Below are 22,666 nucleotides of genomic sequence, written 5' to 3'. Positions count from 1 at the left end.
CGTGCTTGTAGAAGGTGACGGCAAGACCGATTTCGCGTGGGGCCTGGGTGGAAGTGTCGGAATTGGCCTGACCCAAAACGTGTCGTTTGATGTGGGCTACAGATATATGGATCTGGGAAAGTTTGAAGCAGGCACGCTGAGTCGGTGCATAGACAAGGAATTCACGCAAGGGATAGATAGCAACTATTCCACGCAAGAAATCATATTGGGCATTCGTTATACATTCTAGATGCCGTAATGGGCTGCCGCACGGCCCGCCCAGCCGAGTGAACCTGGTCACTCCCTCTCCCGCGACACAGACGCGACCAGCCTGAAGCCTGGCGTCAGAAGGAAGGCGCCCCCCGCGCCGGAGGCCCAGGTCCGGCCAGTGTCGCGCGACACAGGCACAGGGCATGCGGTCACTATACATGTAATCCGGAAGACAGCGGGGCCACTCAGGCCGTCTGCATCCCGAACCGGCCCCGAACGGAAACCTGCCCGTACAACTTTGTGATCGGCAGGCTCCCCCGCGGAAAGGTTACCGGCTGCGAAGTTTTGCGATTACTTTTAAAGGAACCAGTCGCATGAATTATTTGGCACCATCCTACATTGATGTCGGACGTGATGGCGAGGCAATCAGTGATGCGAGGCTGAGCTTCAACTACACATGGCCCGAGGAGGATCCCCGGCTTCAGCCCCAGAAGGCCCGACCGGCGAGACCGGAAGACGAGCGGATCTTCGCCGAATGCGTCAATATCCGCCGCCTTGACTGGGAACGCTTCCAGGAGATTTCCGCGTCAAAACCGGTTTATGACCGCGTTTTCGATCTGATCAATCATCGTACGCTCCAGTTCAACTCCCGCGGCCGCTATCGCGAGAGCCCCGTCTGGAAGGGACGGATCATGGAAGCGTGTGAACGAGGCAAGCCGATCAGCATTCTCCTTCCCGTGTTCTGCGTCATTCGCAATCCGGTGAAACGGCTGCAGCTCACTGTACCGACGACCGCGGAAAAGATTACGCTAAGGCATCTTGCGAACATCGCGGACATGATCCGCCAGATGCATCCGGCGGGTGCCGTCTTCCATCTCATCACGGACAGCACTTTCTACGGCCTGCCGTTCGGTGTAACCGCGGTGGAGGCGATCCGCTATGTCGATCTGCTGCGCCAGCTCGTTGCCGACATGGGATGCGGCGATACCATCAAGCTCCACGACATGTCCCAGATCCTGTCGGGACGGTTCGAGGACTTTCAGGAGAGCTTCGAGCACTGGTCCGCGCGTTTCAATGCCGATCCCTTGGCCGACAGCCTCAGCCAGGACTCCTACAATGTCTGGCTCGCCAGCATGGCGGCGAGCCTCAACACGGCCAAGCGGCAGCTCGACTACAAAACACTTCGGGACCAGTTCGGCGGTTCGGGCGAGGTTGAAGCGACAGACGATCTTTACCGGAGGGCCCGTACGAGCCTCGCCGAATACCGGGCGCTGAAGGCGGCCGCCGCGGATCTGCAATGGGAAGAAGCGTTCTTTCCCAACTCCCTGCGGGCGACGATCCATACGAAGAAGGTCTCTTCGCTGGGTTTGCGGCTCTACCCCGAATACAAGTTCCGGTCCAACCTTCTCCCCTATCACGGCATCGGCGTCATCCGTCTCTGCGAGAAGACCGGCCTGCACTACATGACCGTGGAACCGGAGATGTTCGTCTGTGGCTGCGATGGCTTCACACGCATCACCGGTCAGGACGGCTACACGATGCACTATCTGGAGGACCGGACAAGCTGAAAAAAGCCTCCGGCGGACCGAACGGCCGCCGGCAATTGCGAACGGCCTGGAAAGCTGTGGATTCAAGGAGAAACCCGTAAATGACCATCTCTTGTCCGAAGACAAGACCCGCGCTTGCTCCGTTGTTTTTGATCTTGACGGAACACTGGTGGACTCCGCGAACCACCGCAAGGCGCGCGAGGACTGGCTTGTGCTGATCCAGGATGCCCATGAGGGCTATGTCAGTTGGGAAAGAGCTGAGGCGATCCGTAAGATGGTCAGCGACAATGTACCCTCGAGCAGGCACCACGGGGTATTCCTCGGGAAAAGCCTCGCGATAGACGTTGCAGAAGGTGGAATAGCCGATGGTAACGACACCTTCCGCCTTTAGCCGCGTCCACAACTGCAAAAAGGTTCGGCGTTCCTTCGCGGTTGCAGCAATTTTTTCTTTCTTGGACCTGAACTCAAGGCGCGATTGACCCCTTGGCGCCCGTCGTGGTTTCACAGACGACATGCGATTACTACGCCCCGCGAAGCAGAGCGCCCTTCTGATATTGACTATTGAATGTGGATAAGATGCTGTATTGGTCGCACTGCTAAGCGCGATTCACGTACGGCTACGCCGCATAGACGGCGCGAGAAATGCGACCAATACGAACAGTATGGTGAGTGTTGGCACCCCCTATGCGAGCATCAAAGAACAGGTTTGGTGTTCGCTAGGCTCGGGCGATCTGATCGCCAAATAAGATCGTCCGAGCCGCTAACAGGTCCATTTCTACAGCCTATGATTGGGCTTGTATATCCTTTTAAATACTGCTCACCGCGCTTTTCCCACACATCGTATTTTTGCGGCCAACAAACCCTTAATGCCGCTGCGTATCAGCGGAAACGTTGAGCACTTGTGCGAATAAGCCAAAGATTCAAATGAGTTCCGAAGGATTGACATGCGAAGCTCTCGTTTAGAAAGTGCCTCACTTTCTCTATCTTGCCGTCCTACCCTTCGGTTCGTTAAACCGCATAAATACGCAATAAAAGGCGTTATTGGTCTTTGCTGTATTTAGTTGTTAATTGAAAGCCGGTATGAGAAGATAATAGATTTTAAGAAAATCCAGCACTCAAGATGACAAAAAAACACCTTTCAATGTGTGCGAGCGGAAAATGTAGGCTCATTATCTATCTGTTTTTAATACGCTTTTCGATCTGACCAGCCGTTAAAAGGCTATAAACGAAGACAACAGTAGAAAAGGCGCATAAATACTAGAAACGGCAACGCTCAAGACACCCGGCGTTAGGATATTGACAAACCCACGAATCTTGAATCGTGAACATGGCGCGAGCTCAGCAAGGGTCACCGCACCGCAATTCGAAAAACAGGAAATGAACCTTTGGTTGAATCGACGGCGGGGAAAGAGAGGGTTTCGGAGCGCCACTTTTAGTCCGGCGAACGACGATGGTCATCCCCGAACACCTCCCGCGCGGCGTATTCATACGAAAAGGGCAGCGCGGAAAAAGCGATCTCGCCATGTTCATCACGCAGCACAAGCGGAGTTTCGACCGCGTCGGCGATGCCACGCACCAGTACTCGCGACGCGGTTGAGGAAGCGATTGAACTGCCGGATCGATGAATTGGGCGGCGAGGCACGGTCAAAAACATCCCCTGCTATCACAAGAACATCAGCTCGCTCGGCCATGAGAGTCTCAAGGCTCTGGCTCAGGATGACCTCGTGATCTTCCTCGAGGCTCAAGCCCATAAACTGACGCCCCAGGTGCAGGTCTACCGTATGAAGGATTCTCATTTTACACCGTCAGTTTTTATACATGTAAAAATTATATGGACAGTTTGAAGGAGTCAAGCTAGATTACAATCATGGCTTTCGAAGACCTCAAACATGCCCAACGGGAACGCCTCGAATACCTCGACAAACTGTTTTCCTGGGAAGGCGCGGCGACCCGTGCTTCATTGATCAAGCGGTTTGGTATTTCGAATGCGCAGGCCGCGCTCGATTTTCGCACGTACCTCGCAGAAGCACCAAAAGATGCTCTGCAGTATGACACGTCGTCGCGCCAATACCTCGCCCATGACAGCTTTGAACGACTAACCGGCAAGACAACTTCGATGGAGCTTGAGCAACTCTTGGCGGGCGAGGCCTCATCTGTATTTGATAGATTACCCGATTTGCAGCGCACCCAGGACATACGTGTCTTACGGCCGCTCTACCGCGCTTTTCGGGCCAAAGATGCCGCGAAGATTGTTTATCAATCGATGCGAGATCCGGAGCCGATGTCGCGCTGGATCGCGCCCGTGCGTTTCGCTTCCAACGGGGTGAGACTACATGTGCGTGCTTGGTGCTTTGAACGGGAGGCATTCCGAGACTTCCACCCCGCGCGCATAGACCCAGATCGTTCATTTGCAGCGACGAAACCTGCTGGTTCGATACCCCGTGATGATGATTGGTTCACATGGGCCATCCTGAAGCTCAAACCACATTCAAGATTGACCGAGGCGCAACAGCGCTTGGTCCGCATTGAATTCGGATTCACTTCAGACGTGCTTGAGGCCCGAACCCGAAAGGCACTTGAGTTCTATACGGAACGCCGATGGGGTCTCGAGCAAAAGGAACCTCGTCTTGAAAGGGTTTCTATCGACTATGTTCCGATCAGTGAGGAGGAGATCGATGCAAATTGATATGCGCCGTATTGATCCATCCCTCAATATGACCGGTTTTATTTCGTCGAGCTGACCAAAGACCTTTTTGGCCAAACTGGCGTCCACCGCCAATGGGGCCGCTTTGGAACCTGGGGACGACACCGCCACGATTGGTACTCAACACAGGCAGAAGCTGAATCTGCCCTTTCCGACCTTGTCATGCAGAAGTTGGCCCGCGGTTATCTGATCAAGTTGCCGGTGTCAGACGACTAGGAGGCCTGAGATGTCATCCTTTGGAAAGTGTTCGCAGCAGGGTGTTCCGAAGAAAGGTTGGACCTGCATCGGATTTGAGGATCTCGGTGAAAGCTCCACCCAATGTGAAATGTGCGAAAACCAAGACATCCGTTATGTTCACCAGATGCAACACCCTGAATATCCGGACATTCTGGAGTGTGGCTGCGTCTGCGCCGGCAAGATGGAGGAAGACTATACTGCTGCGTCTAGACAGGAAACCGAAAGCAAGAACCTGGCCCGGCGGCGCGCGCGCTGGCTGACACGAAAATGGAAGGTGTGAGCGATACTTGAAGTGCGACTTCTGCGGATTGCAAGGGTAGGGGGCGTTCTCTCATTGCGCCAGCATCTTCTCCCTGAAAACTTCGGCCGGCGTCTTCCATCCGAGGCATTTCCGGGGCGTCGCATTGAGCCGGTCACAGATCCCTTTCAACTCAAGATCGGTGACCCGGCTCATATTGAGTTTGCGGGGAAGCCATCGTCGGGCGCGCCGATTGGTGTTTTCCACGGTGCCTTTCTGTCAGGGAGCAGATGGATCACAGAACCAGGTTTGTGTTCCAATTTCCGCTTGAAGATGCGGCCAGGCCACAAACTCGGTTCCTCGATCGAACGTGATGGATTTTCGGGAACGGATTGGCAGGTGGCGGATCGCATCGATGACCTTGCCGAGCACCAAATGTGTTCTTCTGTTGTCATTCTTCAAAAGCACGGTGAACCGGGTGACGCGTTCCACCAGGGACGTAACGTTGCCAGAACCAAAGTGCTGTTTGAACAACATTAAATCGCCTTCCCAGTGCCCGAACTCCTACCGATGTGCCACGGCATCAGGCCGGAACAAGATGCTGACGTCACGATGGAATTTGGGTGGCAGGCGCTTTCTCGCTCGTCTGGGCTTGCGCGACTTTCGATGTGTCGGCAAGTACCACCACAGCTCCTGGGCCAGGCCTTCTTTCGAATAGATGTAACGGTAGATCGTTTCCTGGCAGACCCGGTGGGAGGCGCCTTCGTATCTCATGCGCCCGGCAATCTGTTCCGGCGTCCAGCCATCTTTGATGCGATCGGTCACAAGATGGCGCAGACCCGAATGCCTGATCAGTTTTCGTTTTCGTGACCGACGCGTGGCGCATTCCTGGTGGGCCGCCACGGCAAAATAGCCGACGATGTCCGGCACCTGTTCATCTTGAAAATGGTTGCGTTTCAATTCTCGAAAAATCGTTGATCGGTGCCGCCCAAGGATCTTCGCCATTCGACAAGGTGACACTTTCGCCTGGCGCCAGCGTTCAATCTTGCGGTACTCATCCAGCGTCAGGTGGCTGTATTTTGATCCCATGACACAATCCTCCTGTTTGATAACCTATTGGTTTCAAACAGAGTTCGCACTTGGGAATAGCGCGCGCCCTGTTATAATCAATGTTGTCACTAGCGAGAATGGTCACGATTTGTGCCGGGCAGAACGGTCACAAACAGGGCGGTGAACCGGGCAGGGCAGGAGCAAGGCTGACCGCCCGGAGACCCCACATATCGCAGGTCGGGGAAGCCTTGCGGGCAGGGGATTGATTGGAGCTTCTGGGCACCCTAGCGTGATGCCATGGACCCAATGATCTCCCTGCGCTCAGATATTGATCTCGCCGAGTATTCGCCGCTCATTCGAGGTATGGCGTTAAGCTTGTGCTATGCGCATGACAACCAGGGCATCGGCCTGACGCAGTCGGGAGCTTTAAACCGAAAGTTCGTCACCTGGGCTGCAGACGCCTTCAACTGGCCAGAGTACACCGTCAAGGAACTCTATGTCGTCAACAAGGTCCTGAATGAACAGGATATGCCACCCTTGTGGCCAATACACGCCTTGCTCAAGCACTTCAAACTGCTGCGACGGTCAAAGGGGCTTCTCAAGGCCACCAAAGCCGGCGTTAGTCTCGCAGAGCGTCCACGTGACCTGTTCGACCTCGTCGCACCTGTCTACCTGTACCGCTTCAACCACACACCTTATTTAGAGCGAACGGATACTCTACATCACTTTTGGCACGTTTTTCTCAATGTACTCAATCTCGAGGCCGAAGCCGGCTGCTCCTTGAGTAATCTTTTGAACGTGCTGTACGGGTGGGAAGAAACGGACAAATACGACCCCGACTTCAATGACAGGAAATATATGATCCGCCTTAACGTTCTCAGACCCTTGTGCTGGCTGGGTCTTCTACGCCATGACCGCAACGGCCTTGGTCTTTTCGAAGAGGGTACCTACTACAAAACACCTCTCTGGCAGGCATCGCTGCGCCTTGAAAGCGACCCCGAGGTTGGCAGTCGCCGCCTGAGTTGATGCCTCAAACGAGGTCCGTCTCCTCATTCCGCCGCTCAATCTTCGATCCCTTTTTCTGCCGCTTGGCAATGTACTTCGGATCGTCAAACAGGCTCGGCCGTCCACGCCTCTTTCCCCGACGTTTGTAGCCGCCTTTCTCGCTCGACGACTTGACCTTCGGCGGAGGCAGGTTGGCATCCTGCTGTTCCTTCACCCAGGACAGGACATCGCCGAGACGCTTGTTCTCGGTAATTGCCGCATGCGAAACCCGCTGGTCTTTGTCGAACACCTTGAACGGCAACGAAACTCCGTTCCAGAGCACCTCAAGACAACCGTCAGCAAATTGGCGCGTCTCGACATATTTGCCGGGCAGGGCGCTGGTCACCTCGTTCTCTTCCAGGATCAGCCGCTTGCGCTCGTAGGAAACCGCAAGTTGTGCGGTCACATAGCGTTTTTCCTTCCAGCACAGTATATCCTGAAGCCGGTCCGGCTCCACGTTCAGCGCCCGATGAAGATTGTCAGACCGTGCCGGAACCTTGGAAAACTGCGCGTTGTAGCGCTCGATGAATGTTGGCAGGAACGCGTTTGCATCTTCGATCGTGCCGATGTCAGCCAGCCTCAGGGCCTTGACCAAACGGTCCTGAAGGGTGCGGTTGGCCCGCTCGACGCGGCCCTTGGCCTGGCTGGAATTGGCGCACAGAATCTCGATGTTGAGCTCCGACAAGGCCCGGCCGAACTGGGTCATGCCTTGGCCTCCTTTGACCTCCGACTTGTTGACCCTGAACACCGAATGCTTGTCGGAGTAGAACGCAACAGGTCGGCCGTGATGGGTCAGATAGGAGTCCAGTGCCTCGAAATAGCTGAAGGCGCTTTCTGATCGCACAAAGCGTAATTCCATCAAGGTACTGGTCGCATCATCAATAAAAACCAGCAGCGTGCAGGGATCGCCTCTGTCCTCAAACCAGCGGTGCTCACTACCATCGATCTGTACCAGCTCGCCGAAACATTCCCGGCGCAATCGTGGTTGATGAAACCGCCGGCGTTGCTTGCGGGACAGCCACAGGCCGTCCTCGATCATCCACTGGCGCAGCGTCTCCCGGCCGACCTTGAAACCGTGATGTTCCAGAAGCATCTCAGCCGCCAGCGTCGGTCCGAAGTCCTCATAGCGCTCTCGCACCATTGTCATCGCATACTCACGCTTGGCGGGATGGATGGCGTTGTTCGGGCGGCGGCCACGAGCCCGGTGACGGATCCCGCCAGGACCTTCGGACCGGAACCGGTCCAGCAGACGATAGACGTGCCGTCTCGACATGTTCATCAGGTTGGCCGCCGTCGTGACGCCAACGTGGCCATCTTCGACCTGCGCCAGGATCTCGACCCGATTCAAATCACGCTCACTCATCAAAACCCATCCCATGTCCATGCTCCCGATAACCTGAAGGACGCGGGAAGCGTGACATTTTTGAATTGCATATGTGAGACATTTTAGTCCGGCGCTTACAATCAAAAATCGCGTAATTATCATTATGGAATATTTTTACCAATTGGTCTATTTTGATCGCGCGTTCTACGGATCGCGCTGCACCACCAACCTGATCAGCTCCAATCGACTGCGAATTGTGCCGACGCACCCACAATCGGCGGGCTTCACTATCTGTGTCATTCGATACAGGCAGTGGCCTCCTAATGGGGCTATATAGCACCAGCAGTACGAGGCTCGAATGAGCCGAAAGATCCTCGCAAGGTCGTACTGCTGCAGATCCTCTCAGGATTAACTTTGCCCAACGCCCGTTCCTCGTGAGCGGGCGTCTTTTTTTGTTTGGCGACACCCGCAACACGAGGATTACTAACTTCACCCCAGCCTTACTGGCAGGATTGGGCCTGGAGATCGGCGGACGCCTGCGCTCAGGGCGCTGCAATCAGATTTGGTGCGGACAGCGGGACTCGAACCCGCACAGCTCATCGCTTCCGGATTTTAAGTCCGGTATGTCTACCAGTTCCATCATGTCCGCGTTTTCACGCCCTATGAGCGCCCAACTTGCGCCCCAGGCCCAATTCTTCTGCGATTTCCGAACGAGCGGCCGCATAGTTGGGCGCCACCATTGGGTAGTCCGCTTCAAGGCCCCACCTGGCCCGGTACTCCTCAGAGGTCAGGTTATATGCGGCACGCAGATGACGCTTGAGGGATTTGAACCTTTTGTCGTCTTCCAGACAGACGATATAATCCGGCTGCACGGACTTTTTGATGGGTACGGTCGGGATCAGCCTCTCCGCTTCCGGCTCTTCTGTCACAGCAGCTGCTGACTGCAATGCCTGATGACGGAGCCGATCAGATCCGTCAGTTGGGCCTGTAGCTGCGGGTGCTTTCGGGACATCTCGTAGTGTGATTATAGCTTTTCTCGGAGCGCCTCGTAAGGCGTCTTTCCGTTGAAGGCACCGTGCGGCCTGGCGAAGTTGTAAAAGCGCTCCCATTCTTCGAGTTTCGCCTCCAGATCAACGTCGCCTTTGTAGGTGAGTAACTGGTAGAACTCCTGTTGATCTGAGCGGTGCGAGCGTTCGACCTTGCCGTTCAGTTGCGGCGTACCGCGCTTGATGTAGGCGTGACAGATGCCCTGGTCTTCGACATGCCAATGGAACTTGGCCTGGAACTCATGGCCGTTGTCCGTTCTGATCTCGCGAATGCGAAAGGGGAAGCTCTTGATGACGTGGTCGGCAAAGTCGATGGCGCTGGAACTCGGCGCACTCGGTTCCGACCACTACAACACAACAATCTTTGATAGTAACAAACGAAAAACAAACCCCAAGACGTAGGTATTCACATCGAAAAATGTTCGAATTCCGTTACTGTCTGTGACGTGCATCACCGGTATTCGTGTTCAATATAAAACATATTGTTTTTACTGATATGAAATGGATTTACGACAGAAGATTTGAAATAACAGGTCATGCCCATTATCACAATATTGATTGTAAGTAAGAATCTGAAGTGCTGTAAATATTCTTTTATCATATCAACTTTAAATAGATTAATGGTCGCGAGTGACCCAGTCTGCAATACGGCTTGCCTAAATAGTTGCGTTTTTCGGCTTACAACACTGCAGAGTATTACACGCGCTACAAGGGAACCAAGAAATGATCGCGCTCGAAGCGCTGCGGCACAATTTGACACTTTGGCTTGGGTTGAAAGACGCTCTTGACCTTATAAGCTCACCGACTGAGTTGGTTTTCGAGGACGGGCCAAACGTTTGGCTAGAGGCAGACGGTGCACGCGATCAAATCGTGTTGTCGTCCCTTGTGCCGATAAAACAGCCATTGACGCAGAAAGGGCAGATATTTCTCCTGCAGCAAAACAATCCGACCCGTAACCAATCCGGCATGGTGATCGGAGCGCACCCAGACAGCGGACTTATAACGATCTCTCGACGCTTTGATGCCGCGACTGTTGACCAAGGTACCTTCGAACATTCCGTGCTAGGACTTGTCGAGATGGCAAAGGCTACTGCCGCCGCCAGCCGCGAGCTAGATGAAGCGCCTATTCGTGATGTGCTAATGGCGCAGACACGCATTCAGGGACCGCAGCGCGGAGTTTCGATCGATATCCTGACGGAAGGATTGAAACCAACAGCATTCGCACTGCAACGGGTTCGCGGCGATGCCGCCGCATTGTCGTTCGCGGAATGCGATGTGATCGTGGAGGCGGTTGGCGCCGAGTATCTGGTCAGCGCAACGTGGCGGTCATGGAACGCCTATGCGGCGACCGGTGCTTGCGGCGCTCAAATGCTGTTGCGAAATCTGTTCCTTGCCAAATGTCGCTCTGCTGGTTTTTTTCTTGATGATGAAAACCAGCCCGGGGCGTTTGCACTTTTTGCATTGACGGGTGAAGCCGAAACCGCCTTCGGCGCAGCAACGGCATCCGCGGTCGGAGATCTGATGCAACTGCCGGGTTTGGAGCCTTTCAACAAAAACGTTTTCATGCAGTTACCGCCGAGCGAGATGCTGATAAAAGTATAACTGCCTGTCAGGAATAAAATAATGTCAAACACTATTTCAATAAATAGAACTGTCAACCCAGAAGCATTCCTTAAGAAACTCGACAAATTGCAGCAGGAATCAAAGCGTTCAGACGTTAATCTGCGATTCTCCTCGCCAATAAACGAAACTTCAACGTCAAAAAAACTGAAACTCGTTTCCGTTGGATGCGGTGAAGCCGGTGTGACGCTTCATCAATGTAGCAATGGACTAATGTCTCTAATCGACCGTATAGCTATCGATGATACAGGCAAGACATATCTGAAGGAAAAAATAGGCGAGTTACGGAATGAGGAGCTGACCGTTTGTCAACTTCGCCGCATGCTCACCGACGCGATGGCAAAAAACGATCCAGGCTATTGGCCCCTCCGCAGCGACTCAACCGTTAAACTTGATCTGTTAACATCAAGTTTCAGATTTTCGCTCAAGACATTGGAAGCTAAACCCAGTGTCTACGGCGCACTCCTAAAACAACTTTCAAGATTGCACGAAGAGCCTCGCAGCAATTCTATTGAACATATTGAAACGCTTCAAGATGTTTTGGATGTTCTTTTGGCAACTCGGGGAGCGTTTACCGATTCTTCGGACGACGCTCTTTTGCAAATTATCGAGCCTTCTTTCTACGAGAATAAGGGTCTTGTAAATGCATTCAGGGATGCAATTGCCTCAGCAGATTATCCCGGGGCTGTCATACGTGCCGCAGCGATTTTCGCGCAAAAGGGCGATGCTTTAAAGCGGTTTCAAGAAGACGGCGCCTTCAGGTCAAAATCAACCTACGTTCGAAATGTGTTAAAGATGGTCGGCAAGGTGGGCCATGACGCGCCCGAACGTCTTGAGGCTTTTATTGAAAATTCGCGGCTTAAAGAAAACCTGTTTTCGATTCCTAATCCCGGTGAAGCGAGGGATGCTCGTTTCAAGCGCACCAACCATGTCAGCGACGCGCTGATCGCGAGCGCGGATAGGTTGTCTGTTCCCGCCATTGATTTGGACTTCGAAGCGGCGAAGAACGCACTGGATGATGTGATGTTTTCGCCAGCGGCTGGCTTGAGCGATCCGTCGATGCCAGCGGGGCCAAGTTATGCTCTTGCAGTGCAAATGCGCGCAACACTGGCGTATTTTCAGAACGAGAAGAGCGCTCAGAGGAATATATTGGAGGTCACCGGACCAAGTAATCCTGCCGCAAGAATTCTGGTCGCGGGAAGTGTCGGGGTTTCGCACGACCGAATTACGGACAGGGACACGCAACGTGCAGTAGTCAACGCCATGCTCTCAAACGTCCGGCAAGGGGCAGTTGGAACATGCTCGACGACAGCACCTTTGATCAAATTGCGGGCGCACAACCCTGACAGGATGCTCCGCATGTATACGGAGATTGCAACGAGGGGCTGTTTCACCGATGCCCAAAAAATCCAGACGCCGGCCGTTACCAAAGTGACCGCCGATGGCGATCCTTTGCTTCGCAGTTTGGAGGCAACGATCATGACAGCGGCCATCCGCAATGAGGCCTCTGGTATTCAGAAGGCCGGCAAACGTGCGGCAAGCGCTGCGTCCAAGATGCTCCGCCCGTCTAAGATGGTTGGTTTCCTGAAACGGTTAAAAAACACGCCCAAAGAACAGGTGGCAATTGCTACAGCTCTTCAAAGTATATTCGAATACATCTACTTTCCGGATCGCGAACTAGTCTATGGAACTGATGGCGTGTCGACCCATGGCGTATATGTCCTTGCAATTAAGGGTGAAAATCCTCCCGAATTAATCGAAACTAAAGAGGATTGGATTGATGCAACTATCAGAGCATTGACTGCTGACAGGACGATCAATTCTCTAAAAAAAGAATTTCAGAATGAAGACATCTTGAGGCATATTGTCGGTGAAAGTAAGTTCTTGGAACTCTTCAAGAATGATGGCCGCTATCCATGGGAAGTAAAGCGCGGGCAAAATTTGGTCACCATTTTCTCGACGCTTTACGGCGGGCGACCAAAAATAAGTCGCGTTGCTGGGAAGTTTAAGGGAGAAAAGGACGGCAATGGCGAGAAGCGCAGTGCGCGTGCGACCGATATCGTGGCATCGTTGCTGGCGGCGCCGCCATCCTCGAAAGGACAGAACTCGGTCGTTGGGGTCCCGGGACACGGGGTAACATTTCTCTCCGACCATCCGTCTCTCAGGATTGTAAAAGGATCTACCAAGGCAGAATTGAACACATCGATTCAATCAGCTTTGCTAGGTGGCCTCAGTAAACGACTTACCAGCCAACAAGGCGAAGAGGTTGCAGATGCATTAGATGCTGCGTTTAACGGCGCTTACCTTGACACCAAGCTAATGGCCCTTGATCGTGATTTTTGTAGATCAGGCGTGACATTACAAGATTTCCTGGACTATGTCAAAGGTCGACTAAGATCTTACGCTGAGGAACTCGGGAAAATAGAAACAAACAATATGGCGAGTAGAGGTATCGGAGAACCGAGATGGGAACAGTTAGATAAAAGCATTAAGGATAAAATTATAGACGATAATATAGGTTATTTTGAGAGCGTGCTTAAGACTATTTCCTTCAAATTAATCCAGAAATTTTCCAAGGTGAAAGAAATTGTCTTTATCGATACGAATTGGGGTGATGATAAGGTGCGGAACGCATGGGCATTGTGCGTTAATCCAGGCACGTTGAAGATTGATCTGTACCAGATAGACAACCCTAAATCCCAAAATAAGCCTGTTGATAGCGATTTTTTGGAAGGAGAATGGAAGCTTTATTATCGGAAGGAAAAAGCAAGATGAAATCTCGAATCCATAACCATACAGACATCCTCACAGGTTTTGATCCGGACAGTGGAAGCGACGTGGTCAATATAGGTGACCGAACGTTCAAATCCGCCGCCGAATTGCTTGCAGGGGCGGCCGACATTTCGTCTGCACAGAATGCCCCAGCCCTGGCCGAGGCGATAAACCATTTCGCGACGGGCGGCGATTTTGAAGTAATACAAGATCCGGAGGCCTACGAATGCGCCTATCGTGCGCAGCTTGCTTTAGAAGACCCGAAAGCGCCTTACATCGAACGGGTGGTAAGGTTTTCCGATTTCGGTATCCCGGATTTTAGCGCCATTAGACCGCCGCGATACGTCAACGGACAGTTGGTGTTCTTTGCCAAGAATAGCACGACTGGTCTGCCGTATATCGCAGAGATCGATCATCCGACAGCTATGTCGAATCCGACCGCATCATGTTATGAAGCGCTATCCCTCAGTCCCACTGTGTTGCCGAATGACCTTGCCCCATGAAACCGGACCAGGGGCTTATTCAATTATGCAGCCATCTTGCTTTCCATGTCCATCCTAGCCCGCTTAATTCATGGTGATGGGCGTTTGTAGGCCAGAAGCTATGATGTTGTCGCGTTTGCGTTGTTTTTAGGCACGTCTTTTCGTGCGCCGGATTTGATCCGTTGTTCTGGGTTTCGGTGGGCGGTTGAGTGCTATCGCCTCAAGGCCATTGTAGCGCAGCATGCAAGACACGCAGGATCGTCACCACTTTGGAGTTCTCCGCGTAGACCACGATGTAATTTGCACGCACGACCATCTCACGCGTCCCATCAACCCGACCGGGGCGGTATATCTTCGCGTTTTCCGGCAACTTTGAGGCTTTGCTCTCAATCTCGTCCTTGAAAGCCTGGGCAACGTCCGGGTTGTCGTCGGAAATGTAGTCGACAATCGTCAGGCGGTCGGCGATGGCCCTGGCCTTCCATTCAAGATCGGGCACGGCGCTTCTCGTCAATCAACGCCTGAGCCTCTTGCATCACCTGGGCGTGGGGTTTGGCCGGGCGTGGATCGTCCAGTGCTTCCTGCACCTTGGCGCGGAACCAGGCATCGTATGCATCAGAATCAGCAGTCAGGCCAGCGGGCAGCCCGCCTTCTGTTGCGACGCGTGTCAGGAGTATGCGCACGGCATCGGACAGCGTAAGGCCGACGCCTGCGAGCGCGTCTGCGGCCTGAGCTTTGAGCTGATCGTCAACGCGGACGTGAAGCATGGATGTTTGAGCGGGCATGAAAATCCTCCTATAGCTTCGAGCACTGTGTCTCAATTGAGATACTGACGCGAGTGGTGCCGCGACTCAAAACTCTCGAGCACTGATCCTGTCTGCCAGTCGCGTCATGAGGTCCATGCGTTCATGAAAAATTGCCACAACCAAGGCAGGTGCACGCTCACGCGGCAAGCAAAACACGTAGTGATGCTCGCATCGTGCCATCCGCAGCGAGGGATACAATCCACTCATGTCCCTGAGATAGCCTTCACCGGCGGCAAGGCTGGCAATGCCGTGCTCCAGATTGGCAATATAGTGGCGTACCTGTGCAGCACCCCACTGCTTACGGGTGTAGCGGATGACGTTGCGCAGGTCGGATTCCGCCTCCGTCGTGAGGATGTAGGTCGTCAACTACGATGTCCGGCCAGCTCTTCATCCAGAATTTCACCCATGGTTTTGGCGGACACGTTGCCCGCGAGACCAGCGTTGACGCGATTTCCCAGCAGAGTTTTCAGCTCTTGCCACGCCTGATCAGCATCGCTGGGGAACAGGCGTTCCAGGGCGTATTGCTTGATCGTCTTGCCTTCAAGGGCAGCCAGCGCTTTCAGGCTTTTGTGCTGCTGGTCCGTTATGTCGATTGTCAGACGGCTCATGGGCATCTCCAGAGAATTGCACAACCCCACATTAGCACATTTAAAGAAATGAAGCTATCATTATGCCCAGTCAGTCAGAGGACCGCTTCAAGGACAGGTGAAAACCCTTCCTTCGATACCAAGCCGTTTGCGGAATATTGAGTACCTTTCAACCGCCCACCTCAGCGTCCGCCTCAAGCCGCCGATAGATCGCCTGACGCGGGACTCCGGCGGTCCGCGCCGCGGCTGTGATCGTCATGCCACCATCGAGCATCTGGCGGATGCCGGGCCAGCGTGCGTCGGTGATTGCCGGTGGCCGGCCAACCGGCCGCCCTGCCCTCTTCGCGGCCGCCATTCCCTCTTTCGTTCGCTGCCGGATCACATCCCGTTCGAATTCCGCGTAGGCCGCGCTGATATAGAAGAACAGCCGCCCGCCAGGCGCCGTCGAGTCGATCGCTTCGTGCAGCGACACAAAGTCAATGCCAAGGCCCCCGATCCGCTCGACATCCTCGATCAGGAATTTCATCGATCGGGCCAACCGGTCAAGTCGCGTCACGACCAGAGCGTCCCCTTCCGAGGCGGCCTTCAACGCGCGCTCGAGCTGCGGCTTGGATACCGCCCCTCCCGAAACACCCTTGTCATGGAAAATACGCTCGCATCCGGCCGCCTTGAGAGCTTCCCGTTGACCGGCGCCGACCTGGTCACCGGTTGATGTTCTGATATACCCGATTTTCATGTCCGAAATTAATCACGCCATGTAATTTCAGACAAGCCGAACAAAGGACAGTTTTCGGTTTCGGACACATGGTTGATTTCTGCGCCTTATAACGTCCGATAATTTTTGGGCGCGAGATTATCGGACATGTCCGGAAACGATCCTTTTAGGACATTTGAGGCGATCGCAATCAGACCTCCAATGTGGAGAACGCTACGTTCAGCTGACAAGCGACCCGTCTGGGATGAACAAGATCTTTTGAGAGATCCTCCCAACCATATGCAACTTCGTTCAATGTAGCGTCCGTTCTCACATCCTCGCGAAATCCAACAACACGTGCTCCCATTGCCTCGTAGAACGTGCGTGCCGGATGATTGTCTTCCAAGACCCACAAGGCAGCAGCTTTTTGCTCCGAAGCCAACAGATGTTGCGCGGCCTGCCGAATGAGATCCCTCCCAATCCCATTGCGCTGAGCAGCCGCCAAGACGTAAAGCGCTTCGATCTCTCCAGTAAAACCCTTATCGTGCAACGCGATATCCCTTTGCGGGCCGACCGAAACGAACCCCACGGCTCTGCCTTTGTTCAAGGCCAAAAACACTGAACTTTCACGACCACCGGCTTTCCTGGAGATGACCGAGGTCCACCTTTTTGTGCGGTCCGCGACATTCAGGTCAGACAGCATCTGATCCGGGAGGATGCCTGCATATGCTTCTTGCCACGAAGTCACGTGAACATTGGCGATCGCTTCTGCGTCCGCCAATACTGCCACCCTGATTTGTGTGAAATTTTTGATCATACTGGCAATATGCTCCGGCGCTGGCGTTTTGTCAGTTCAGAATGACGGGCTCGGACTCGGGAGCTGACATTCGCTGCAAATCGGTCGAGCGCCCAGAATGGGTGTATTCCGTTGAAAAACTCGTCTTGCCCGACGCCCTGATCGCTGATTCAATCTCGATGCTACAGGTGGAGGTGGGCGGCGATGATGGGATCCCGGCAGGAAGCGCAGGGCGCTCTGTTCTACGAGTTTTCGATCGAGGCACATGTGCCGCCTGACCACATGCTCCGGTCGGTCGACCGCTTTGTGGACCTGGGCGGTATCCGGAAGCACCTGCCGCCGTTCTATAGCTCAACGGACCATCGGTCGATCCAGAGCTGATGATCCGGATGCTGCTCGCCGACTACATCATGGGTATCCGTTCGGAACGGCGACTTTGCGAAGAGGTCCATCTCAACCTCGCCTATCGCTGGTTTTGTCGCCTCGATCTGACCGACCCGGTGCCGGATCATTCGACCTTATCCAAGAACCGTCATGGCCGTTTCCGTGATAGCGATCAGCTGCGCCACTTGTTCGAGACCGTGGTGGCGCAGCGTATCACGGAGGGATTGGCCAGCGGCCAGCGCCTTGCTGCAGACGCCAGTATCATTCAAGCGGACGCGAACCGGCAAATCTCCACGCCTCAGGCAGATTGGGTTCCTGAGAAGATTGATCCCGAGGATGCACCACGGGCCGTCAGGGAATATCTAGCCACGCTCGATGATGCGGCCTTCGGCGCAGCCAGCCCGGTTGAACCGAAGTTCACCTCACATTCCGATCCAGCCGCGCAATGGACCGGCGCACGTGGCGGGCCAGCCTATTTTGCCTATTCCACCAACTACCTGATCGACACCGGCAATGGCGTGATCCTGGACGTTGAGGCCACGCGTTCGATCCGCCGGGCCGAGGTTGGTTCAGTGCGCACCATGATCGACCGGGTGAGCGACACCTTCGGCCTCCAGGCTGAACGCCTGATTGCCGACACAGCCTATGGCACGGGCGACATGCTGGACTGGCTGGATCGGCAGCGCGGGATTGCACCCCATATTCCTGTCTTCGACAAGTCGCAGCGCAGAGACGGAACATTCGAAAAGGTCGACTTCGCCTATGATGCCGAGCATGATGTCTACACCTCCCCAAGCGGCAAGGCGTTGAAGCAAAACCGGCGAGCCTTAACGCCCCCCAGGGAGAACAAGCAGTATGAGAATGGAATGCTCCGCTATCGGGCCAGCAAAGCAGATTGCGATGCCTGCGAATTAAAGGCGCGCTGCTGCCCGAAGGCGCCATCTCGCAAGGTGCTCCGGTCGATCTACGAACCATCCCGCGATCGGGCGCGTGCAAGTGCCCTAACTACGGAATACGCCATCTCCTGCAAACTTTGAAAGAAGGTGGAGATGTTGTTCGCGCATCTGAAGCGGATCCTGAGATTGAACCGTCTCCGATTGCGCGGACCATGCGGAGCGCGTGATGAATTCCACCTCGCAGCCACCGCCCAAAACCTCCGAAAGCTCGCAAAACTACCGCCACCTCGGCAGATCGCCTGCTGACGCGAGAAAGGGCGACGCGCGAGGAACCTCAAGAGGAAATCAGCGCGACTATCGGGCCGAGTTTTTCAACGGAATAGGCGGGAAGCGGTCATTCGCTGCGAGGTGAACGAATGACTGGAATTGGACGACAAAGGATTGTCCAATATTGGCGACCGAGGATGAAATAGCTGCCATAGTTCTCGGAGGAGCCCGTGGCCGCCTACGACCCCACTCCACAAGTTCGGTATCCAAAGGCGGTTGCCTGAAAGTTTCCTTTTCTTGAGGGTACCCACTAATTTGCCCTACCATATTTCTTTCGGCGGAATGGAAATCGGCCGAACCAGGCCTGGTGTTCGGACATCACCTTCATCCCCGTGAAGTGCGGTTTTCTGTATCTGGTTGCGATCATGGATTGGGCGACACGGAAAGTCCTGAGCTGGCGGCTGTCGAACACGATGCACGCTAACTTCTGCGTCGAAGCCTTGAACGAGGCTATCGCCCGGTTTGGGCCCCCGGAGATCATGAACACCGATCAGGGATCACAGTTCACTGGATCGGCCTGGATCACCACGCTGACCGAAGCTGGCATACGCATCTCGATGGACGGGCGCGGTCGGTGCATGGACAACATATTCATCGAACGGCTCTGGCGATCTTTGAAGCAGGAAGCGGTTTATCTGGAAGACTTGACCGACGGCTTCAAGGCACATCGCGTTATCCGGGACTGGATGATCTTATACAACACCAAACGCTCCCATTCAGCCCTTGAGCATAAAACCCCAAGGGACGCATATTGGGATGATCGGGACCTGAAATTAACGGCTTGAAAACCAACTCGGATACACCTTAAATAAGCCGCTAACCTCTTGTGAAAACTGGGATCACTTCAATGAACGCCTGAAATCCGTCCAAAACAGGGACAAATGCGGGCCGGACAAAATAATTTGGCAATCCCCTTGCGAGACTTTCGATGGGTCGGCAAATACCACCACAGCTCCTGAACCAGCCCTTCTTTCGAACAGATGTAACGGTAGATGGTTTCCTGACAAACCTGGCGCGGTGCGCACTTTCACTCTGGACAACGATGTGCACTCAGACTTGCTTCTCCGGCCAGCTGGTGAACATCCAGCGCCAACGAAGTGTGAACAGCACAATAACTAGGACTGACGTTGACTATTTTATTCATTCGTATGAATTAAGATAATTCAAGTCGGAGCACACAATGACAGATGAACAAGCCCCACGACAGTTACAGCCCACTAACGTCTCAGAGGACAGCGACACGAAACTGACCTCTCAACGGCCGGTGCCTTCCGGTCGCCGTGGCAATTCTGTTACACGAAATGCATCCACTAAAGCAGGCACCAGGCAGCGATATTCCAAAAAAGAGAGAGCAGCGAAGATTGCTCAGATCGAAACGCGTTTGTCCGAAAGCCTCAATATAAAGGCGGCGATTAAAGAGGCTGGGATTTCCGAGCAGACCTATTACAGGTGGAAGCGCAGCGCTACGCCACAAGAAAAGCCTGAAAAGCTGGCTTCGCAGTCAAAAGTCGAAAAGAAAGCAAGTAGCGAGCTGGAAACGCTGGAAGATCTGGTCGCACTCGAAGCAGAGAACATACGGCTACGCACCCAGCTCGCCGAGAAGCTCCGCGCGGAAAATGCTGAACTTCGCAAACGCCTGGGGATGGAATGACTTCGGCTATCCATTCCAGCGTTGATAAACCGCTTGAACGACCGTGAATCTCAGGAATGGCTCACTGAGGCCCACCCAACTTTTTCGGAAGCATCTGTTCATGAAATCGCGACGAAACTTCGTTGTTGAATTGAAATCCAGCCGGCGACAGACAAAACCGCAGAACAGGTCCATCTGGGGTGACACCGATCTCAAGGCTCTTGCAAGTGAAGTCGAGGCAAACCTCCCGGTTTCTCGCGTTGGTAGGGGAACCTCGTTGGCTCTGGAGAAAAGGTCAAAGCAGCAGCCAATCCCAGGCAGCGAGAGTGGAGGTACTCGGTCATCCAGCGACACACTCACGGGCGATAAGCTGACTCAGACACCGTCCATGCCGCGAATATTGCAAGCGTTGCCACAAGCTGCTGTAGAACCTCAGGCAAACCCGGTGCAGGAAGAAACCGATCGGACTCCTGCGAGGCGCGTCTCTTCTTCTGAAGGTTCTGACGACGAGAATGAAAAAAAGCAGTCAAACAGCATCTCCGCCAAGCCCCAAGTGCCAGGAACCGATGAGTTGGCTGTGCTGGAGGCGGAAAATCATAGACTGAAAGCGATGTTAGGGTTGCAGCTTCGGGTAGAAAACCATGAGCTTAGAAAGATGCTCGCACGCCTGCCGTGAGCTGGCATCAGAGCATTGCGTGGAAACGCGGATCCCAGCCTGCAGGAGGTGCATCACCGTTGTGTGGCGGACCGTATGCGGTGATATCGGACGTTGTGCGAGTTGCGGGTGAGGCTCTGCGGCGGTCGCAACGGCAAGCTTGAGGCGCTGCGTGACATTCGAGCGCGCCATCCTTTCTCCGCTGCGGCTTGGGAACAGGAACCTGTCATCACCTACGCCTTCCAGCCTGCGCTTCCAGCCCCGGATCAGCGATGCGGTTGATCGCCAGAGCGGCACGCTTTGTTCCTTGCGTCCCTTACCATGAATGTGTGCTGCCATTGTCCCGTCGATCGCGCTCATCACGCGCCGCTCAACGCGGCCCAGATGACCGTGATGGGCTTGCCGATAGGCTTCGCCATGACGGCGGAAGATATCCGCCACCTCCAGTCTCGCCGACATGGGACCGCGTCAGTTCGGCGGCACCACCTCGATGTTGAGCCGGTCAAGTGGGCTTTGCGTGCGCCGGATGAGCCTGCTGGAAACCTTGGTGTAGCGCGCCGTGCTCGACAGGTTGTTGTGACCAAGCAGAACCTGGATGATGCGGATGTCTGTGCCGTTCTCCAGCAAATGTGTTGCGAAGGAGTGCCTGAGCGTGTGCACCGTCACGCGCTTGTCGATGCCGGCGGCGGCCCGCGCCGAGCGGCAGGCGGCATGAAGAACCGTAATGCTGATCGGGCCGGATCCGTTGCGGCGGGGAAACAGCCAATCGGGAGGCCGCGCCAGCCGCCAGTAGGTCCGCAGGATATGCAGGAGCTGCGCGGACAGCATCACGTAGCGGTCCTTGCCGCCCTTGCCGTGGCGGATCCGGATGACACCGCGCTGGCTGTCGATGTCGGCCACCTTGAGCCCGACAACCTCGGAAACACGCAGACCCGCCGCATAGGCCGCGGTTAGTGCCGTGCGCGTCTTCAGGCTCGGTACGGCCTCGAGAAAGCGCACGACCTCGTCGGCAGAAAGCACTTCCGGCAGCTTGCGCGGCGCGCGCGCATAGGCAATGCGCTCCGGGATCTCGGCCTGGCCGAGCGTCACGCCGTAGAAGAACCGCAGCGCACAGACCGTCTGGTTCAGCGCCGGCCAGGAAATGCCGGTTGCCACCAGATGCACCTGAAAGGCACGGACATCCTCAAGACCGAGCCGATCCGGCGAACGGCCGAAATAGCGGCTGAACTTCGACACCGCATGCAGGTAAGATCGCTGCGTCGCCGGCGAGAGATTGCGGACCGTCATGTCCTCGATCATGCGGCGGCGCAAAGGGCTGATGGCTTTGCTCATCGGGGTGCTCCTGACTGAGTGGATAGGGCTTCAACAACCGCAATCCTCGCAGACAGGGCACCTTCTCCCAACTGCCACACCAAATGCCGCCAATCCAACACGATTCAGACTTGTTGGGAAATGCTCTAATTTTAGATCCGGCTTTCGCAAGGCTGTCCCAATTAGGACAGCCAAGCCTATGCCAGACGATTAGCCCTTATTTGCAAATTGAATTTACCGGCCATACGGCCCAACGCGAATAATGAGGTAAAACCATGTGCCCTCCTGGACCAGGATCTGTTAGCAGCACCGGAAGTCACCCAATCCAGC

At 54.6% G+C, this 22,666-nt stretch carries 22 protein-coding genes, 1 tRNA gene and 6 pseudogenes; 12 read left to right on the top strand and 17 right to left on the bottom strand.

The genetic code is table 11. The features are described from left to right. Positions 1-563: 563 nt before the first annotated feature. Positions 564-1,757 (top strand): L-tyrosine/L-tryptophan isonitrile synthase family protein, encoded by a 1,194-nt coding sequence (locus tag SIAM614_RS31770; protein WP_006938686.1) that lies wholly within the window; start codon positions 564-566, stop codon positions 1,755-1,757. 148 nt (positions 1,758-1,905) lie between these two features. Beyond that, positions 1,906-2,127, top strand: a complete 222-nt coding sequence (locus tag SIAM614_RS24515; RefSeq protein ID WP_006938684.1) for a transposase — start codon at positions 1,906-1,908, stop codon at positions 2,125-2,127. A 1,041-nt stretch (positions 2,128-3,168) separates the two neighbouring features. Here SIAM614_RS24515 and SIAM614_RS32575 read toward each other — a convergent pair. Both SIAM614_RS32575 and SIAM614_RS33575 read right to left on the bottom strand, forming a co-directional pair. Further along, positions 3,169-3,312, bottom strand: a complete 144-nt coding sequence (locus tag SIAM614_RS32575) for a hypothetical protein (RefSeq protein ID WP_006938683.1) — start codon at positions 3,310-3,312, stop codon at positions 3,169-3,171. Beyond that, complete coding sequence (locus SIAM614_RS33575) at positions 3,266-3,487, bottom strand: metallophosphoesterase family protein (RefSeq protein ID WP_407636315.1); 222 nt, start codon at positions 3,485-3,487, stop codon at positions 3,266-3,268. The genes SIAM614_RS32575 and SIAM614_RS33575 overlap by 47 nt, the downstream gene beginning before the upstream one ends. 116 nt (positions 3,488-3,603) lie before the next feature. Between SIAM614_RS33575 and SIAM614_RS24510 the strand changes: the two genes are divergently transcribed. From SIAM614_RS24510 to SIAM614_RS24505, 3 genes are read left to right on the top strand one after another with little or no spacing between them, the layout of a single operon-like run. Continuing rightward, positions 3,604-4,422 carry a WYL domain-containing protein gene (locus SIAM614_RS24510; RefSeq protein WP_006938682.1) on the top strand — a complete coding sequence of 273 codons (819 nt, stop codon included), beginning with the start codon at positions 3,604-3,606 and terminating at the stop codon, positions 4,420-4,422. An 18-nt stretch (positions 4,423-4,440) separates the two neighbouring features. Next, positions 4,441-4,656, top strand: a complete 216-nt coding sequence (locus SIAM614_RS33570) for a WGR domain-containing protein (RefSeq protein WP_198137395.1) — start codon at positions 4,441-4,443, stop codon at positions 4,654-4,656. Between the two features lie 10 nt (positions 4,657-4,666). Continuing rightward, complete coding sequence (locus SIAM614_RS24505) at positions 4,667-4,957, top strand: hypothetical protein (RefSeq protein ID WP_040441047.1); 291 nt, start codon at positions 4,667-4,669, stop codon at positions 4,955-4,957. A 51-nt stretch (positions 4,958-5,008) separates the two neighbouring features. On the opposite strand, the pseudogene SIAM614_RS32200 reads toward SIAM614_RS24505, so the two are convergent. After that, positions 5,009-6,004, bottom strand: a pseudogene (locus tag SIAM614_RS32200) (IS30 family transposase). A 258-nt stretch (positions 6,005-6,262) separates the two neighbouring features. On the opposite strand from SIAM614_RS32200, the gene SIAM614_RS24490 reads away from it, so the two are divergent. Continuing rightward, positions 6,263-6,991 (top strand): hypothetical protein, encoded by a 729-nt coding sequence (locus tag SIAM614_RS24490; protein ID WP_006934491.1) that lies wholly within the window; start codon positions 6,263-6,265, stop codon positions 6,989-6,991. Between the two features lie 4 nt (positions 6,992-6,995). On the opposite strand, the gene SIAM614_RS24485 is transcribed toward SIAM614_RS24490, so the two are convergent. From SIAM614_RS24485 to SIAM614_RS31390, 4 genes and pseudogenes are all read right to left on the bottom strand, one after another. Then, positions 6,996-8,387, bottom strand: a complete 1,392-nt coding sequence (locus SIAM614_RS24485) for an ISNCY family transposase (protein ID WP_040439957.1) — start codon at positions 8,385-8,387, stop codon at positions 6,996-6,998. Positions 8,388-8,896: 509 nt separating this feature from the next. Then, positions 8,897-8,982: transfer RNA gene (locus SIAM614_RS24480), tRNA-Leu, on the bottom strand. A 4-nt stretch (positions 8,983-8,986) separates the two neighbouring features. Further along, positions 8,987-9,361 carry a MucR family transcriptional regulator gene (locus SIAM614_RS33090; protein ID WP_081455346.1) on the bottom strand — a complete coding sequence of 125 codons (375 nt, stop codon included), beginning with the start codon at positions 9,359-9,361 and terminating at the stop codon, positions 8,987-8,989. Further along, positions 9,358-9,702 (bottom strand): annotated as a pseudogene (locus SIAM614_RS31390) (integrase core domain-containing protein); the annotation flags it as partial. The pseudogene SIAM614_RS31390 and the gene SIAM614_RS33090, both read right to left, overlap by 4 nt. A 400-nt stretch (positions 9,703-10,102) precedes the next feature. On the opposite strand from SIAM614_RS31390, the gene SIAM614_RS24470 reads away from it, so the two are divergent. From SIAM614_RS24470 to SIAM614_RS24460, 3 genes are read left to right on the top strand one after another with little or no spacing between them, the layout of a single operon-like run. Further along, entirely contained in the window at positions 10,103-10,981 is an 879-nt protein-coding gene (locus SIAM614_RS24470; protein ID WP_006938677.1) for a type III secretion system chaperone, read from the top strand. Between the two features lie 21 nt (positions 10,982-11,002). Then, the gene (locus tag SIAM614_RS24465; protein WP_157140064.1) at positions 11,003-13,774 is read left to right on the top strand and encodes a hypothetical protein; all 2,772 of its coding nucleotides are present in this window, start codon (positions 11,003-11,005) and stop codon (positions 13,772-13,774) included. Continuing rightward, positions 13,771-14,274: a hypothetical protein gene (locus SIAM614_RS24460; RefSeq protein ID WP_006938675.1), complete on the top strand. Its 504-nt coding sequence runs from the start codon at positions 13,771-13,773 to the stop codon at positions 14,272-14,274. Before SIAM614_RS24465 ends, SIAM614_RS24460 begins: the two co-directional genes overlap by 4 nt. 199 nt (positions 14,275-14,473) lie before the next feature. On the opposite strand, the gene SIAM614_RS24455 is transcribed toward SIAM614_RS24460, so the two are convergent. The 6 genes from SIAM614_RS24455 to SIAM614_RS24430 all read right to left on the bottom strand — a co-directional run bounded on the left by SIAM614_RS24455 (position 14,474) and on the right by SIAM614_RS24430 (position 17,154). Next, the gene (locus SIAM614_RS24455) at positions 14,474-14,749 is read right to left on the bottom strand and encodes a type II toxin-antitoxin system RelE/ParE family toxin (protein WP_006938674.1); all 276 of its coding nucleotides are present in this window, start codon (positions 14,747-14,749) and stop codon (positions 14,474-14,476) included. After that, on the bottom strand, positions 14,736-15,035 hold the full coding sequence (gene relB, locus SIAM614_RS24450) for a type II toxin-antitoxin system RelB family antitoxin (protein ID WP_040441016.1): 300 nt from the start codon (positions 15,033-15,035) through the stop codon (positions 14,736-14,738). The genes SIAM614_RS24455 and relB overlap by 14 nt, the downstream gene beginning before the upstream one ends. Before the next feature lie 66 nt (positions 15,036-15,101). Next, positions 15,102-15,422, bottom strand: coding sequence for a type II toxin-antitoxin system RelE/ParE family toxin (locus tag SIAM614_RS24445; protein WP_006938662.1), 321 nt, complete (start codon positions 15,420-15,422; stop codon positions 15,102-15,104). Beyond that, positions 15,419-15,664, bottom strand: coding sequence for an antitoxin (locus tag SIAM614_RS24440; RefSeq protein WP_006938661.1), 246 nt, complete (start codon positions 15,662-15,664; stop codon positions 15,419-15,421). The genes SIAM614_RS24445 and SIAM614_RS24440 overlap by 4 nt, the downstream gene beginning before the upstream one ends. Positions 15,665-15,812: 148 nt before the next feature. Beyond that, complete coding sequence (locus tag SIAM614_RS24435) at positions 15,813-16,379, bottom strand: recombinase family protein (protein ID WP_006938660.1); 567 nt, start codon at positions 16,377-16,379, stop codon at positions 15,813-15,815. A gap of 169 nt (positions 16,380-16,548) precedes the next feature. Next, positions 16,549-17,154 carry a GNAT family N-acetyltransferase gene (locus SIAM614_RS24430; RefSeq protein ID WP_006938659.1) on the bottom strand — a complete coding sequence of 202 codons (606 nt, stop codon included), beginning with the start codon at positions 17,152-17,154 and terminating at the stop codon, positions 16,549-16,551. Positions 17,155-17,337: 183 nt separating this feature from the next. Between SIAM614_RS24430 and SIAM614_RS24425 the strand changes: the two are divergent. Further along, positions 17,338-18,719 (top strand): annotated as a pseudogene (locus tag SIAM614_RS24425) (IS1182 family transposase). Positions 18,720-19,003: 284 nt separating this feature from the next. Continuing rightward, positions 19,004-19,525: pseudogene (locus tag SIAM614_RS24420) on the top strand (IS3 family transposase); the annotation flags it as partial. A 128-nt stretch (positions 19,526-19,653) separates the two neighbouring features. On the opposite strand, the pseudogene SIAM614_RS33680 reads toward SIAM614_RS24420, so the two are convergent. Then, positions 19,654-19,761, bottom strand: a pseudogene (locus SIAM614_RS33680) (IS30 family transposase); the annotation flags it as partial. A 159-nt stretch (positions 19,762-19,920) separates the two neighbouring features. Here SIAM614_RS33680 and SIAM614_RS32195 point away from each other — a divergent pair. After that, entirely contained in the window at positions 19,921-20,391 is a 471-nt protein-coding gene (locus SIAM614_RS32195; RefSeq protein ID WP_006938655.1) for a transposase, read from the top strand. A gap of 592 nt (positions 20,392-20,983) precedes the next feature. On the opposite strand, the gene SIAM614_RS24410 is transcribed toward SIAM614_RS32195, so the two are convergent. The 3 genes and pseudogenes from SIAM614_RS24410 to SIAM614_RS24405 form a co-directional block, all read right to left on the bottom strand. Next, the gene (locus SIAM614_RS24410) at positions 20,984-21,364 is read right to left on the bottom strand and encodes a tyrosine-type recombinase/integrase (protein ID WP_456153879.1); all 381 of its coding nucleotides are present in this window, start codon (positions 21,362-21,364) and stop codon (positions 20,984-20,986) included. After that, positions 21,344-21,484, bottom strand: a pseudogene (locus tag SIAM614_RS33675) (IS91 family transposase); the annotation flags it as partial. The pseudogene SIAM614_RS33675 and the gene SIAM614_RS24410, both read right to left, overlap by 21 nt. A gap of 9 nt (positions 21,485-21,493) precedes the next feature. Beyond that, a complete protein-coding gene (locus SIAM614_RS24405; protein WP_006938653.1) occupies positions 21,494-22,357 on the bottom strand; it encodes a tyrosine-type recombinase/integrase in 864 nt (287 codons plus the stop codon). Positions 22,358-22,666: the final 309 nt, after the last annotated feature.

Origin of the sequence: Roseibium aggregatum IAM 12614, assembly GCF_000168975.1 — a bacterium.
In the GTDB taxonomy this organism is placed as follows: domain Bacteria; phylum Pseudomonadota; class Alphaproteobacteria; order Rhizobiales; family Stappiaceae; genus Roseibium; species Roseibium aggregatum.
This window is presented reverse-complemented; position numbering and strand designations above follow the sequence as displayed.

Coding starts and splice junctions, on each gene's coding strand:
- SIAM614_RS24440 (WP_006938661.1), bottom strand. CDS start 15,664: ATGAGCCGTCTGACAATCGACATAACGGACCAGCAGCACAAAAGCCTG.
- SIAM614_RS24485 (WP_040439957.1), bottom strand. CDS start 8,387: ATGGGATGGGTTTTGATGAGTGAGCGTGATTTGAATCGGGTCGAGATC.
- SIAM614_RS24470 (WP_006938677.1), top strand. CDS start 10,103: ATGATCGCGCTCGAAGCGCTGCGGCACAATTTGACACTTTGGCTTGGG.
- SIAM614_RS32195 (WP_006938655.1), top strand. CDS start 19,921: ATGACAGATGAACAAGCCCCACGACAGTTACAGCCCACTAACGTCTCA.
- SIAM614_RS24405 (WP_006938653.1), bottom strand. CDS start 22,357: ATGAGCAAAGCCATCAGCCCTTTGCGCCGCCGCATGATCGAGGACATG.
- SIAM614_RS24505 (WP_040441047.1), top strand. CDS start 4,667: ATGTCATCCTTTGGAAAGTGTTCGCAGCAGGGTGTTCCGAAGAAAGGT.
- SIAM614_RS24410 (WP_456153879.1), bottom strand. CDS start 21,364: ATGGCAGCACACATTCATGGTAAGGGACGCAAGGAACAAAGCGTGCCG.
- SIAM614_RS24510 (WP_006938682.1), top strand. CDS start 3,604: ATGGCTTTCGAAGACCTCAAACATGCCCAACGGGAACGCCTCGAATAC.
- SIAM614_RS24490 (WP_006934491.1), top strand. CDS start 6,263: ATGGACCCAATGATCTCCCTGCGCTCAGATATTGATCTCGCCGAGTAT.
- SIAM614_RS24465 (WP_157140064.1), top strand. CDS start 11,003: ATGTCAAACACTATTTCAATAAATAGAACTGTCAACCCAGAAGCATTC.
- relB (WP_040441016.1), bottom strand. CDS start 15,035: ATGCCCGCTCAAACATCCATGCTTCACGTCCGCGTTGACGATCAGCTC.
- SIAM614_RS24430 (WP_006938659.1), bottom strand. CDS start 17,154: ATGATCAAAAATTTCACACAAATCAGGGTGGCAGTATTGGCGGACGCA.
- SIAM614_RS24460 (WP_006938675.1), top strand. CDS start 13,771: ATGAAATCTCGAATCCATAACCATACAGACATCCTCACAGGTTTTGAT.
- SIAM614_RS31770 (WP_006938686.1), top strand. CDS start 564: ATGAATTATTTGGCACCATCCTACATTGATGTCGGACGTGATGGCGAG.
- SIAM614_RS33575 (WP_407636315.1), bottom strand. CDS start 3,487: ATGGGCTTGAGCCTCGAGGAAGATCACGAGGTCATCCTGAGCCAGAGC.
- SIAM614_RS24435 (WP_006938660.1), bottom strand. CDS start 16,379: ATGAAAATCGGGTATATCAGAACATCAACCGGTGACCAGGTCGGCGCC.